Raw genomic sequence first — 13,238 nt, forward strand, 5'->3', positions numbered from 1 at the left:
ATGAAGCAAGGACGGCAGCATAAATTGATAAGCACTATTTTTTTAGCCACAAGTGTTACAAAAAAGCTTGACCACAACAGACCTCTTTCCGAGAGAAATGGCCGATATTCTGAATGTTCCATACTCCAGAGTCAAGATCACCTTCGACGTGACCTGCCTCGCCGTGACCGCGGGACTGACTTTCTGTTTCCTCGGTCATATCAAAGGGCTTGGAATCGGAACGATCCTCGCTGCGTTCACGATGGGTAAGGTCATCGGTATAATAGGCAATATACTGGATAAACACTTCCGGTTTGTGTCATTCCTCACAGAACGCAGCAAAATGTGATCTGTTTCCCGCAGTTGTAAGACATATACCTCGTATATATACCATTATCAGGAATACGGGCATGCCTTACTCATTTGCATTCATTTTAAGCTGCACAGATATCTTGTATTACTTTGTCTGTATCCATGCTGCATTATTCCCTTCCGTATTTTTTGTATATCTTGTACTTCGTGCCGCGCCTTCTCTTTTCAAATAACCTTTCACAAGCATATGCATTAAAACAGTTCTTGCTCTACGTTGTTTTACTTGTAAAAGCTCCATGGTCTCAGAAGTGGTAATGGAACCATTTTCTGTTATATATTCATAAATTTGTTGTTCTTGCTCATTATCTGGCACTCTATCAGCAATATCCGGCACTTTATTGGCAGTATCCGGCATTCTGTCGGTACTATCCGGCACTTTATCGGTAGTATCCGGCACTCTGTCGGTACTATCCGGCACTTTATTGGAGTTCTTTGAAGTAATCTGACCTCGATAAATATTGATACGCAAATCAACTTCGCCGCCAATAAATTCTGGCTCCCGCAGTCCGGCAGCTTTTACTTTCTCGATAATTCTCGGAATACCGCTTCCCCAATGTTCGATCAGATTCATATAAGCAAACGCATGGGCAATGGCTTCATTTCTGATTTTGGAATAACCCTCTTTCATACGCTCCATAGTTTGTCCCATTGGCAGTTTTCCCGGAGAAGTAATTTCCAACCGGTTGTCATATACCGCAACCTGTATCGTCCCATGATCCAGGTAGCTGCGATGCACCATGGCATTGATAATCAACTCACGAATGGCATCCGGCGGAATCTCATAAATATCCTGCCGATAGATTCCTACAATGGTAGCACCCAGATGAATATTTCTCAGGACAAACTGAAATGCTTCATCTATCTGCTCCCAAAGCGGTCCGGTATATTCTCTGCGGTCAACAAATACCGCTTTCGTTGTACCTTTAAATACGCCACACTGCGTTGTAACATGAAGTCCACCGTTGCCGGTCAAAATAGCAAAAGCATTAGACGGATAATCTTTTCCATCGCGCTCGATCAGAACTCCCCAGGAACGCAGCTGCTGTCTGCCAACATCCTTGATAGATACTTTCTGTTCCTCATTATGGGCATTCTTAACTGCCTGCTCCTTCATTGCTTTGCAAAGAGCTTCGATATCTTCGTCTGTGATATTCAGCCTGGGGCACAAAGTCTGATCATAGTAGCGGTTGCTGCCCTCAAATAGTAATTCCTTTATCATGTACTCATCAGCAAGGCGAGTAGTTCCAGCAACTCGGACATATACACCACCATCTCTGCCAAGAGCTTTAATATAATATGGGCGCTGCCTGCCTTCAGAAATTTCTACTACAATAACGGTCTTACCATCAACTGTCTGTAAGGTAATATCTGGGATAATTGCCGGTTCACAGCTATCTGATACGGCATTGGCAATGGCATCCATTTTTTTGAACACATCCTCATTGTCAAAGCCGACCACCTCTCTGGTTTTATCAGCAATTCCAAAAATAATTTTTCCTCCAGTTCCATTTGCAAAAGCAACCACCGATTTCATATATTTAATGCTTTTCTCAGGCAAGTTCTCTTTGTACTCTACATTTTTCGATTCTCCTGCAAGAATTTCTTCTATAGTCATCGTAACACCTCGCTCTCACCTTGCTATACAGTACATATTTTTTTATATCTCTTCTTCCTTAGCGTTTCCGTTTATTCTTTTTATCATATCACATAACTGTACATAGTACAATTATACTTTCTTATTCAGATTATCATTTTACAAATTAGGCTAAATCGAATTTTTTATGTTGAATTTTCCTTTTTTTAACATATAATAAAAGTAACTCATCTAACATGTTTAGAAAGAGCATCCGGTTTTCGTATTGCGATTACCGGTTTTTATTTTATCTCCTTCCCAATCTCTTTTATATGATTCTGATAATTTCCCTTCTAAATATTCTTAACTTTCATAAAAATATTGAATACGCTGTTCTCAATTGCACTCGAATTTTCTATATGAAAAAACCGCCTGAGCTTTCTCTCCCATAGGTTCATAATCCTATCACAGAGAAAGACCAGACGGCTTTTTCTTATCTACGCTGCAATTTGTACCGCAGCTTTCTTTTCTGAATTCTTTACGCTAACACAGTCCCTTCCGGAAATGCGCCACGGAACACCTTGCGGACGAGCGGTCCTGCGATGATGAGCTGGAACGGCAGTGCCATCACAAAATTCTTTGGGATATTCGTGAGCCAGATGATCAGCAGAGGGCCGAAGTTTCCGCTCTTTACGCAGCCCTCAAGGGCACCGTAGAGGGACATGATGATAACCATCGGAACCACCATGGAGCAGGAAACCGCGATCACCTTGTGGAGTACCGGGCTCTCCGGCTTTACAAGAAAACGGAACGCGAATCCCTTCGCCGGTCCGGAGACCACGAACCAGTCCATGCACATTGCAAACACATAGGCGATCGGGAATCCGATCCAGGCCTCGCGGATCGTTGTGAGGTTTAACGCTCCCATATGAAGTGTTACATTGTAGATGCTCATCCAGAGCACCATGGTAAAACACATTAATACTGTGTAGATCAGACTTTCTCTCTTATTTCTTGGCATACATTTTCTCCTTTTTCAACCTGTAAATTCCTGTGAAAACGCCGTGGACATAAGAACCGTCTCTGACCATTCCTTCCGGACATATGACAGAAAAAAACAGCGAAGCCAACAAAACTCGTTGCGACTCCACTGCTCTTTTCGTGTACATCTCACTGCGTTCTCAATCTCTATGTGAACGCAGTATACAATATTTTTATATCACTTCGTAAGTACTTTTTTCCACAAAACACCAATTTTGTATACTTGCACAAAACTTTAGCCCAATTCTATCATTTCATTATTCATATTCATCCTCCCCCCACCATGACATCCATGGGATTCTAAAGCTGTCCCCACTTTCTATCGCAAACCACAGCTTTTTCATCATTGATCACAGTTTCTTCACAATTTTTTCATTGACATTCCCCCACAAAAGTCTTATTATGCTTAGTAAGCTAATAAATTAGTTTGCTAAGTATATGGCAGACGACCAAATCACAGCTTTTTATTTATAAGGGGGAACTTGATCTATGAAAGAAACCGTTGGACGCAGTGTGGGAATGCTCTCCAACCTGATCCGCAGGCACTTCAGTACCTTTTCTTTTCATGGTACATTAAGCGGCGCACAGGGAAAAACGCTTCATTTTATTCTGGCGCGCGGGCAGGAATGTGATGTCTTCCAGAAAGATATCGAAGAGGAGTACAGTCTCAGACCACCGACCGCCACAAAGCTCTTAAAGGATATGGAAAAAAACGGACTGATCTACCGGGAGGCAGTTCCTTATGATGCCCGCCTAAAACGCATTGTCGCTACTGAAAAAGCCATGCAGTATCAGGAACTGATCCACCAGAGTCTGGAAGAAACCGAAGATCGTCTGACCTCCGGAATATCTTCTCAGGATCTCGCCGTGTTTTTCAGGGTCGTCAACCAGATGATCCGAAATATGTCCTGAATATCCGGACGGATCCCACCTGCAGAACCTGCATGTTCTCCGCATCGGGAACTTTTGCGGGATCGCAAATTTTATATGGAAACGAGGTAAATCATTCATGGTTAAAACACTTTTAAAAAGCGTGCGCCAGTACAAACGCGTGTCCATCGAGACACCGCTGTTTGTCACCATGGAAGTCATTCTGGAATGTACGATTCCTCTCATCATGTCTAAGCTTATCGATGACATGACCGGAACTTCCATGGCACCGATCTTAAAATACGGCACCCTCTTACTGGTCCTTGCGACCCTTTCCCTGCTCTTCGGCGTTCTCTCGGCGAGAGCGGCTGCCACAGCCGGGTGTGGACTCGCGAAGAACTTAAGAAGAGATCTCTACTTTAAGACACAGGACTTCGCCTTCGCAGACATCGACAAGTTCTCCTCCTCCTCTCTCGTGACGAGGATGACGACAGATGTCTCGAACGTTCAGAACGCCTACCAGATGCTGATCCGCATGGCAGTCCGTGCCCCGCTTATGACAGTCTTTTCCGTCATCATGAGCATGAGCATCAATGTCCGGATGTCCTTCATCTTTCTGGCACTTCTCCCGGTTCTTGCAGCGGCACTGTTTGGCATCTTCTTCTATGTCCACCCGATCTTTAAGCGGATCTTCAAGAAATACGATGCCTTAAATAACTCCGTCCAGGAGAACGTCGGCGGCATCCGTGTCGTAAAATCCTTCGTCCGCGAAGGTTACGAGAAGGAGAAATTTGAAAACGCTGCCGAGGAGGTGCGAAAAGACTTCACGATGGCAGAAAAGATCCTCGCCTTAAACAACCCGGTGATGACCTTCTGCATCTATGTTTCAATGCTTTTAGTAAGCTTTTTCGGCGCGAAGCTCATCATCGGCACCGGAGGCAGCGAGCTTTCCACCGGGGAACTTTCTTCCCTGATCAGCTACGGCGTCCAGATCCTCACGTCCATGATGATGCTGTCCATGGTATTCGTTATGTGCAGCATGGCCCAGGAATCCGGCGACCGTATTGCCGAAGTCCTGAATCATGAGAGCGTTTTACGATCCCCAGAAAACGGAGCAACGGACGTAAAGGACGGCAGCGTCGAGTTCGACCATGTTTCCTTCCGCTATTCCGGAAAGAACAAAAAATTTGCCCTGACTGACATTGATCTTAAGATTCCGTCCGGTTCCACCATCGGTATCATCGGCGGTACCGGCTCCGCAAAGACATCCCTGATTCAGCTGATCCCACGTCTCTACGATGTGACGGTGGGCGCGGTGAAGGTCGGCGGACGCGATGTGCGGGAGTACGATCTTCAGGCCCTCCGTGACGCTGTGGCTGTCGTTCTCCAGAAGAACGTCCTCTTCTCCGGAACGATCAAGGAAAACCTCCGCTGGGGCAATAAGAATGCCACAGACGAGGAGCTGATCCACGCGTGCAGATTAGCGCAGGCGGACGAGTTCGTCACACAATTCCCGGATGGATATGACACCTATATCGAACAGGGCGGAACGAACGTCTCCGGCGGCCAGAAGCAGCGTCTCTGTATCGCGAGAGCGATCTTAAAGAAACCGAAGATCCTGATCCTGGACGATTCCACTTCCGCTGTGGATACTAAAACAGATGCCCTGATCCGTCAGGCATTTAAACATGAGCTTCCGGACACCACAAAGATCATCATCGCCCAGCGTGTCTCCTCTGTTCAGGACGCAGACCGCATCCTCGTCATGGATGGCGGGCGGATCGTGGAATCCGGAACCCACGAAGAACTTCTCGCCTTAAACGGTATTTACAGAGAAGTCAATGATTCCCAGACAAAGAGCAAGGAGGCATGATCATGGAAAAACAGAATAAGAAAAATGGCACCTTCGGCCGCCTGCTCCGCTACATTTACAAGAACTACCGGGTGTACATGACCACCGTGATCATCTGCATCCTCATCGCCGCAGCTGCCTCCGTGGTCCAGACCGTATTTTTACAGCGGCTCATCGATACCTGCATTCTTCCGGGACTGGAGAACGGATTTGAGAGCATCCGGCAGCCGTTCATGCAGACGATCCTCTCGATGGTCACCCTGTATGTGTTTGGTGTCGCGGCAGCCTTCACCTACACCCACCTCATGGCGACCGTGACACAGGGGACATTAAAGCACCTGCGTGTGGACATGTTCGATAAGATGCAGTCCCTGCCGATCAAATATTTTGATACCCACGCCCACGGCGATATCATGAGTACCTACACAAACGATACGGACGCGATCCGCCAGCTGATTGGCCAGTCGCTTCCGATGGTCTTCCAGTCTTCTCTCACGATCACCGTCATGTTCCTCATGATGATCTATTACAGCGTCTGGATGACTCTCGTTGTGTGCCTCTTCTCCGCTCTCATGCTGACCGTCACGAAGAAATTCGGCGGTGCAAGCTCCCGCTACATGATGGCACAGCAGCGATCCCTCGCGAAGGAGGAAGGTTTCATCGAGGAGATGATCCAGGGACAGAAGGTCGTCAAGGTCTTCTGCCATGAGGACGAGTGTAAGAAGGATTTTGACAAGTTGAACGAGCAGCTTTTCTCCGACGGTGAGCAGGCAAACCGTTATGGCAACTCCCTGATGCCGATCTTAAATAACGTGGGCAACCTGATGTATGTGGTCCTCGCCATTGTCGGCGGACTCCTCGTATATCTCAAAGCCCCGAACTTAAGTCTCAGCGGTTCCGGTGTTGTCACCATCGGTGTGATCGTCTCCTTCCTCGGTATGGCAAGACAGCTCTCCCAGACCATCGGTCAGGCCTCCATGCAGGTTGCCATGATTGCCATGGGTCTTGCGGGCGCTTCCCGTGTGTTCGCACTGATCGATGAGAAGCCGGAGGAAGATGAGGGTTATGTGACTCTTGTACGCGCGGAATGGGGCGCTGACGGCGTCTTAAAAGAGACAAACGACAAGAGCGGAATCTGGGCCTGGAAGCACCCACACAAGGCGGACGGCACAGTTACTTATACACCATTAAAGGGCGATATCCGCTTAGAGGACGTTGATTTCGGATACACGCCGGAGAAGCTTGTGCTTCATGACATCACACTCTACGCGAAGCCCGGTCAGAAGATCGCCTTCGTCGGCGCCACAGGTGCCGGTAAGACGACCATCACGAACCTGATCAACCGGTTTTATGATATTCCGGACGGCAAGATCCGGTACGATGGGATCAATATCACAAAGATCCGGAAACCGGATCTCAGGCGGTCTCTCGGCGTTGTTCTTCAGGATGTGAATCTCTTTACGGGTACGGTTATGGAGAATATCCGTTATGGACGGCTGGATGCCACCGATGAAGAATGTATGGCGGCTGCAAGGCTTGCGAATGCGGATGATTTTATCCAGAGACTTCCGGAAGGTTATAATACGATGCTGACCGGCAACGGCGCCAGCCTTTCGCAGGGGCAGAGACAGCTCATTTCCATCGCGAGAGCAGCTGTCGCTGATCCTCCTGTGATGATCCTTGACGAGGCGACGAGTTCGATCGATACGAGAACGGAGGCGCTGGTTCAGGAGGGCATGGATAACCTGATGATGGGACGTACCGTCTTTGTCATCGCCCACCGACTTTCTACGGTACGCAACAGTAAGGCGATCATGGTTTTAGATCACGGGCATATTATTGAGCGTGGAGATCATGAGGCGTTGATCGCGCAGAAGGGTGTGTATTATCAGTTGTATACTGGGGCGTTTGAGTTGGAATGATGACTCTTGGCCTGTAGATTTCAGCTTAGATGTTGACTTAGAATGTAATTTAGAACGTATTTTAAAGGGCCTGCTCCACTGGCAAATAGAATGCTGGTGGGGCAGGCTTTTTTGTAGCTATGTATATGGAAGAATATGTGAGGGCAGGTTCTGTGGGTTGATTCATTGTGGCGGGGGGCGCGCCGGTACCCCTCCGGTCCCGGGCCTTGAGGAATTCCGGGAGGGTTCCTCTAAGCTTGCAGAAGAATGCTAAGGGCGGAGGGCAGGATTGTTCGTCCGGCAGTTTAATCGTCAAATGCAATGCGCCGGGATGGGATGTACGATGCGGGAAGTAATACTGGAATCCCATTTTGCGGATGATATCTAATACATTGAGGATATATCCGAACAGCCTTGTATTCCAAAAGAGCGTATCGATGAGTTGGACAGTCTCTGTCATCCGTTATCATTTCAACGAAGATGCAAGGGAAACAATGCAGGAGAAGATTAACCGGACGCTGGTTACAGAAGCAAACCGAATGGCAGTTTATTAAAATTATGTAGATGTAATTGAAGAAAAAACATGATATTATGTGAGTAACTAATCGGAATTTGTTAAAGGAGCGTGATTAAGTGGACATAATTGACAAACTCTTGGAAACCCCGTGCTATATAATGGATTTTCTCCCTAAACAAGTACCCATGAATTGTGGTGGACAGTTTTTTGAAGTAGAAACTTATCTACTCAACCACTATGATTGCTGTGGGTTAAGAGATAGATTTGTTGGCGTTATTTTGAAAGCGATGTGTTATTATCCTATATCTGTTCAATGGGGCAAATGGATTGAACAGCCAACCCCCGAACAAGTAACAAAAATCATTGATACTATACTGGAAAGCCATTCTGGTGATGTAAATATATTATTTACAAGTAAAGATGTGCTTCTCCAGTTTGGATGGGATTGCTTAAATATAAACATTTATAATCCAGATGAAGAAATGTGTATGTTGTTCGAGAAAATTGCAGCTTCAGAAGGATTGTTCTGGCGGAAATCAGAGTAACAACTTCCCGTTTATTGGGAAGTCGCAGAGAACGAAAAATCGGAATTTGAGGAGGTATTCATATGAAGAGAGCATTGCTTTTTATTTTCATGACGGTTTGTGTATTAGGAATGTCCGCCTGTAGCAGCAAAGACGCCATGCCAGAAACATCAGATTCTGCCAGCAATCCGGTTCAGAATACAGATATCAGTAATCTGAATGGAGGAAAAATCTGGTCTGAACAAGATATTGTGTCTATGTTCTCTCTTGTGCAAGAAACAGATTGGGAATACATAGACTGTGTTTTAATTCCAGATCATGCCAGTGACCGTGTTGGTGCAGTACTCTTCCGGAACGATAAGGAGCAATCAAGCAATGTTGCGTTCTTTGATGCAGACGGATACTTTCAACAGTATGGCACATATGCAAGAATGTCTGACGAACCTGATTTTCAGTATCTCGGAGGTGGTGCGGTAACATTTAAGCTGGAAACAGAAGATGGTATAATCTATAACTACACGATCACAATCTCGATCGATGGCAGTAATGTGAATTTTAAAGCGGAAGATGATTTGCCAAAATAAATTCCAATTTGTTGAAGTCAAAAGAATTGAGCAGTGTATCGCGGAGGTGATGATATGAATAAACTCTACGATTTCTTAAAATGTATGATCTATGCGAGTTTTTATGTGACTGTGATTAAAACGAGTATGGATTTCTATGAGTACAAGCGCTTTCCGAAACTATACGAACAGAATTCTGCGCCTTGGTATACAGAAGCATTACTGTATAGCGCTGCCTCGCTTTTCGTGATTGTTGTATATGCTGTGCTCAGGGGAATCGTTAGACGCAAGATTAAGAAGGGGTGAGTGATATGTTTATGCTGTTTGAATATATGTTTCCAATTATCTTCGTGATCGTTTTCGGTATGATCATCTTTCAGTTTGTGACCGGAATCAGAACATGGCGCAAAAACAATCAGTCACCGCGTCTGTCGGTGAGTGCAACCATCGTCGCAAAGCGTGAAAATATCACATATCATAGCCATGCAAATGCGGGTGACCTGTCTGGAGCTCATGGCTTTCATTCGACTTCAAGTACCAGCTACTATGTCACGTTTCAGGTAGAGAGCGGTGACCGGATGGAACTACAGGTTTCAGGAAGAGAATATGGAATGCTGGCGGAAGGAGATATCGGAAAACTCACTTTTCAAGGGACGAGATATCTGTCATTTGAGCGCGTGTGATTCAGGAGGTGATAACATGAAAAAACGATTTATAATGCTCGGGATTGTCTGCTTGTTTATGACCGGCTGCCTGACTGCTCAGAAGATGATACCGGAAATAACTACGATTGCCCCTGCAGATTCTGCACATGAAGAAACAGAGACAAATAAAGAAGAACGTGCAGAAGATGCATCGGTAGCAGTAAAGTCGCTGAAAATTGGAAGTTCAAAAGGAAATCCAGATGATCTATCATCCTCGTATCAAACCATACAGACTCACTCCGATCATAACCACTGCAAGTCCAACAAACACCGAATAAACCACCTTGCTTCCCCTGGATTCCGTATTTCTAATGCAAAACACAAGATAACAGATCCAGACAATATAAGCGACAAACAGCAGGCCGCTGCTATAAAAAAACATCGCCAAAAAGAACAAGGTGTTAACTGCTTTCATACCATTCTCAGAAAATATAAGCTCCTTTATTTTCCTCATAGCCGTCACCTCCATGAATTTCGCCGATGCATTCACTCTTTTCCAATGTTTCATTCAACAATAGCTAAAACTGATCCAGTTCAAGATTCATCCCTGACATATCTGCGCTTGTTCACTAATATGCCAACTACTGTAAAAATAATAATAGTTACAATCCAATACTCTACGCCTGGATGATGGTAAAGTGTATATTTTTGTTCCAAGGACATTTCTGCTGTTATTTTTAATATGTTCTTATACTTAATGCAATCTCCAAAAAATTGACCAATTAATATTCCAAACAAATTTCCAAATGTTATTGAAAATGAAACTATATATTTCTTACAATAAAGCAGTACAGTGGAGAAAATCCAAACATATAAATAATGGTGTGTTGCTGTCCATTGAAACAAATATAATTTGGAAAGAACAGTTTGGGACAAAAGGTAAAGCGCAACATATATAATAATCGTAATAAAATATTTCTTTTGAGAGGACAACATTTTTCTCCTCCCCCTTCCCATTACCAAGCAGTTTCCAGACTTTCACCAGTTGAAAATATTCGATGACAGACACACAAACAATGTTCAAGGGTTTATCATTGACTTTTGATTATTAATTTAATGTTCCACTCCTATACTTAAAATTAGATGGGAAATAATATATCTCAGTCGTATTTTTTCCTCCTATTGAGTTCCATATATAAATTTTATATGTGAAACTGGAATAGACAATAGTCCCGCCATCCTCTAATACTTGTTTGCTCCACGGGAAAAATAAAAACCAGGAAACAATAAGAGTTATTACTACAGTCCATAGTATACAATGTTTTTTCATTTTGTCCCCTCCATTTCCCTTTGATTTTGTGAACCAGTGTACAAGTTCTCCATTCATATCACGATCAAACAGCTTTTATGGTGATGCGTTTTTTCTTCTTTGCTCATCTATCAACCATACTATTTATGTATTGAATAATTACCGCGTCATCTCCTATTTCAGACCGAATGTTGAAATGGAAATTCATTATTCAAAATAATAATTAAACCTGAACTTTTTACAGTATAACGAACACTTCGCTTGCCAGAATAGTCAATATTATAACTTTGTTCTCCTGAACGTGATTGCGGAGTTATGTATATTTTCTTTGGGGTTATATCCTTTATTAATTGAGTAAGTCCGCTTCTTTCTTCTTCTGTCAAAGTCTGGTTGTGATAGATTCCTTTATAATCATACCATTCAATGGAAACGGTATCAGAATCATCCGGCCAATTTCCTTTTAAACTCATGTTATTCCAAAGCAAATAAACTATCAGTAGGCACAGAATAGATATTAATGCAATTATGCGTATCTTTTTAATCAGGATCATCTCCATTCTTTAAATGGTGAGTATCACGTTTTCAAGACTAGAAGTAACGACATAATGATTAGGATACTGCGAAAATGGTTCATCACCAGGCAGAAATATAATCTGCATAAACTAGCTCCTTGTAATATTACAAAAAGTAATTACTTTCTTTATTACTGTAATGTGATATGCCCTAACACCCATTCAATGTATTGATCATATTCTTTTTCTATATTAACCACGAGTAATTTATGATCTACTACCATTGCATAACAGTCCGACCAGTCATATTTTGATCCCGGGCAATAATATGTGGAATTTCCTCCAATATCTTTTTTCGTGAATATGTCCGGATTGCTTTTTATTACAGCGTTCAGTTGTTCTTCGCCATTGTCCGAATCATATGTTGCCAACTTTACCTGAAATCTATCGCTATCTATCTCACATTCATATGTTACTGCCGTATAGCTCTTTGCCACAGAAACAGTTTTATCTACTGCGCTGAACGATCCATTATCTAAATTGCTTTCCTTGTTAAAATTAAGCACAAAAATATCCATGCTGTTGTTTGCTGAAAAATCCTCTATAGAACCATACTCTGTGTTTACTATAGATTCTGTGATATTCTCATCTTCATCTCTTTGAAATATTTCAGATAACATCTGGGTATTGTGCGCTCCTACACCAGTTAATGTTAATCCCACTGCTAGAATGAAAATAAGAATAGATTCTGCTATGCACCATTTATCTTTCGATAAGACTGTTTTAAGTTCAGGATATGTTCGCTTTAAATGGTATAGGCGAAAAATACCGGCTATGAACCAGATCACCGCAACCCCAACAATACTATTGGATAAAAAATCACCTTTTATTATTTCTAATGAGAGTAAAATTTTTTTTATATACAGGCTCACCAAGATACAGCACATCCCAAAAAGAAAAACTCTCCATGTTTTTATTGATTTATCCATAATAGTGACCTCCTTATCCGGGGGCATTCATCTTAACGGGGCTTTGTTAATTATATTTTTCCTCTGTCTCATTCAGGGACTGATAAAACTGTTCCAGTTCAGAATCAATCGATTCATCCATGACATATTTCTGCCTGTTCACTGTGATGTTTTCCCCGCAAAAAATAATATCCTATTGATATGTTTCCGTTGTTATAATGGCTCTTTTGCTCCAGCCAGATGAGTTGATGATTGAAAATACAGGTTTCTTTTTTCTTTCATTAAACAGACTCGTAAATTCTTCGATCTCCTGCCGGTCTGTTATTCTCTTTTTATAAGGTGGGGATACGAGTATGATCTCGGTGACTTTTTCTGCGTTTAAATCATCAAGCTTAGTTATTTTTCCAACAAAAACTACTATGCCTATGATGATCAGAACAAAAATGATATATCTTATTTTAATTTTCTTCTTGCTCATACTGCCTCCTCTCCGAGGGGCAGTCCACTTTGCGCTTTTCTCTTATTTAAATTATATTTCAATTGCTGTTTTTTTTCAATATACCTCCGTATATCTTCATAATTTGTAATATATTATTTATATTTTAGTTAATTA

General features: G+C 43.1%; 15 protein-coding genes. 9 read left to right on the forward strand and 6 right to left on the reverse strand.

Annotated elements, in window-relative coordinates:
- The first annotated feature begins 52 nt into the window (after positions 1-52).
- Positions 53-328: a DUF6198 family protein gene (locus GPK83_RS11590; protein ID WP_345941809.1), complete on the forward strand. Its 276-nt coding sequence runs from the start codon at positions 53-55 to the stop codon at positions 326-328.
- Positions 329-436: 108 nt separating this feature from the next.
- On the opposite strand, the gene GPK83_RS11595 is transcribed toward GPK83_RS11590, so the two are convergent.
- A complete protein-coding gene (locus tag GPK83_RS11595; protein ID WP_215704833.1) occupies positions 437-1,966 on the reverse strand; it encodes an RNA-binding domain-containing protein in 1,530 nt (509 codons plus the stop codon).
- A gap of 496 nt (positions 1,967-2,462) precedes the next feature.
- Positions 2,463-2,945 carry a DUF2798 domain-containing protein gene (locus GPK83_RS11600; RefSeq protein ID WP_118600018.1) on the reverse strand — a complete coding sequence of 161 codons (483 nt, stop codon included), beginning with the start codon at positions 2,943-2,945 and terminating at the stop codon, positions 2,463-2,465.
- Positions 2,946-3,454: 509 nt separating this feature from the next.
- On the opposite strand from GPK83_RS11600, the gene GPK83_RS11605 reads away from it, so the two are divergent.
- From GPK83_RS11605 to GPK83_RS11640, 8 genes are all read left to right on the forward strand, one after another.
- A complete protein-coding gene (locus GPK83_RS11605) occupies positions 3,455-3,877 on the forward strand; it encodes a MarR family winged helix-turn-helix transcriptional regulator (protein ID WP_215704834.1) in 423 nt (140 codons plus the stop codon).
- Between the two features lie 97 nt (positions 3,878-3,974).
- The gene (locus tag GPK83_RS11610) at positions 3,975-5,708 is read left to right on the forward strand and encodes an ABC transporter ATP-binding protein (protein WP_215704835.1); all 1,734 of its coding nucleotides are present in this window, start codon (positions 3,975-3,977) and stop codon (positions 5,706-5,708) included.
- A complete protein-coding gene (locus GPK83_RS11615) occupies positions 5,705-7,609 on the forward strand; it encodes an ABC transporter ATP-binding protein (RefSeq protein ID WP_215704836.1) in 1,905 nt (634 codons plus the stop codon). Before GPK83_RS11610 ends, GPK83_RS11615 begins: the two co-directional genes overlap by 4 nt.
- A 416-nt stretch (positions 7,610-8,025) precedes the next feature.
- Positions 8,026-8,142: a hypothetical protein gene (locus GPK83_RS11620; protein WP_117469316.1), complete on the forward strand. Its 117-nt coding sequence runs from the start codon at positions 8,026-8,028 to the stop codon at positions 8,140-8,142.
- A 148-nt stretch (positions 8,143-8,290) separates the two neighbouring features.
- Positions 8,291-8,650: a hypothetical protein gene (locus GPK83_RS11625; RefSeq protein WP_252196328.1), complete on the forward strand. Its 360-nt coding sequence runs from the start codon at positions 8,291-8,293 to the stop codon at positions 8,648-8,650.
- Between the two features lie 62 nt (positions 8,651-8,712).
- Positions 8,713-9,213, forward strand: coding sequence for a hypothetical protein (locus GPK83_RS11630; RefSeq protein WP_005930729.1), 501 nt, complete (start codon positions 8,713-8,715; stop codon positions 9,211-9,213).
- A 290-nt stretch (positions 9,214-9,503) separates the two neighbouring features.
- Positions 9,504-9,875: a DUF2500 domain-containing protein gene (locus tag GPK83_RS11635; protein WP_215704837.1), complete on the forward strand. Its 372-nt coding sequence runs from the start codon at positions 9,504-9,506 to the stop codon at positions 9,873-9,875.
- Between the two features lie 16 nt (positions 9,876-9,891).
- Positions 9,892-10,527 carry a hypothetical protein gene (locus GPK83_RS11640; RefSeq protein WP_215704838.1) on the forward strand — a complete coding sequence of 212 codons (636 nt, stop codon included), beginning with the start codon at positions 9,892-9,894 and terminating at the stop codon, positions 10,525-10,527.
- Between the two features lie 417 nt (positions 10,528-10,944).
- Here GPK83_RS11640 and GPK83_RS11645 read toward each other — a convergent pair whose 3' ends face one another.
- From GPK83_RS11645 to GPK83_RS11660, 4 genes are all read right to left on the reverse strand, one after another.
- Complete coding sequence (locus GPK83_RS11645; RefSeq protein ID WP_147327138.1) at positions 10,945-11,223, reverse strand: hypothetical protein; 279 nt, start codon at positions 11,221-11,223, stop codon at positions 10,945-10,947.
- 101 nt (positions 11,224-11,324) lie between these two features.
- On the reverse strand, positions 11,325-11,615 hold the full coding sequence (locus GPK83_RS11650) for a hypothetical protein (RefSeq protein ID WP_147324218.1): 291 nt from the start codon (positions 11,613-11,615) through the stop codon (positions 11,325-11,327).
- A 233-nt stretch (positions 11,616-11,848) separates the two neighbouring features.
- Positions 11,849-12,646 carry a hypothetical protein gene (locus tag GPK83_RS11655; protein ID WP_117504723.1) on the reverse strand — a complete coding sequence of 266 codons (798 nt, stop codon included), beginning with the start codon at positions 12,644-12,646 and terminating at the stop codon, positions 11,849-11,851.
- A 172-nt stretch (positions 12,647-12,818) separates the two neighbouring features.
- Complete coding sequence (locus tag GPK83_RS11660) at positions 12,819-13,103, reverse strand: hypothetical protein (protein ID WP_117471232.1); 285 nt, start codon at positions 13,101-13,103, stop codon at positions 12,819-12,821.
- Positions 13,104-13,238 lie beyond the last annotated feature (135 nt).

This window comes from Clostridium sp. MCC328 (genome assembly GCF_018785465.1).
Lineage (GTDB): Bacteria > Bacillota > Clostridia > Lachnospirales > Lachnospiraceae > Pilosibacter > Pilosibacter fragilis.

Excerpts from the sequence above, each read along its gene's own strand:
- GPK83_RS11595 (WP_215704833.1), bottom strand. The coding sequence starts at position 1,966 with ATGACTATAGAAGAAATTCTTGCAGGAGAATCGAAAAATGTAGAGTAC.
- GPK83_RS11600 (WP_118600018.1), bottom strand. The coding sequence starts at position 2,945 with ATGCCAAGAAATAAGAGAGAAAGTCTGATCTACACAGTATTAATGTGT.
- GPK83_RS11605 (WP_215704834.1), top strand. The coding sequence starts at position 3,455 with ATGAAAGAAACCGTTGGACGCAGTGTGGGAATGCTCTCCAACCTGATC.
- GPK83_RS11610 (WP_215704835.1), top strand. The coding sequence starts at position 3,975 with ATGGTTAAAACACTTTTAAAAAGCGTGCGCCAGTACAAACGCGTGTCC.
- GPK83_RS11615 (WP_215704836.1), top strand. The coding sequence starts at position 5,705 with ATGATCATGGAAAAACAGAATAAGAAAAATGGCACCTTCGGCCGCCTG.
- GPK83_RS11620 (WP_117469316.1), top strand. The coding sequence starts at position 8,026 with ATGAGTTGGACAGTCTCTGTCATCCGTTATCATTTCAACGAAGATGCA.
- GPK83_RS11625 (WP_252196328.1), top strand. The coding sequence starts at position 8,291 with ATGAATTGTGGTGGACAGTTTTTTGAAGTAGAAACTTATCTACTCAAC.
- GPK83_RS11630 (WP_005930729.1), top strand. The coding sequence starts at position 8,713 with ATGAAGAGAGCATTGCTTTTTATTTTCATGACGGTTTGTGTATTAGGA.
- GPK83_RS11635 (WP_215704837.1), top strand. The coding sequence starts at position 9,504 with ATGTTTATGCTGTTTGAATATATGTTTCCAATTATCTTCGTGATCGTT.
- GPK83_RS11640 (WP_215704838.1), top strand. The coding sequence starts at position 9,892 with ATGAAAAAACGATTTATAATGCTCGGGATTGTCTGCTTGTTTATGACC.
- GPK83_RS11645 (WP_147327138.1), bottom strand. The coding sequence starts at position 11,223 with ATGAATGGAGAACTTGTACACTGGTTCACAAAATCAAAGGGAAATGGA.
- GPK83_RS11650 (WP_147324218.1), bottom strand. The coding sequence starts at position 11,615 with ATGAGTTTAAAAGGAAATTGGCCGGATGATTCTGATACCGTTTCCATT.
- GPK83_RS11655 (WP_117504723.1), bottom strand. The coding sequence starts at position 12,646 with ATGGATAAATCAATAAAAACATGGAGAGTTTTTCTTTTTGGGATGTGC.
- GPK83_RS11660 (WP_117471232.1), bottom strand. The coding sequence starts at position 13,103 with ATGAGCAAGAAGAAAATTAAAATAAGATATATCATTTTTGTTCTGATC.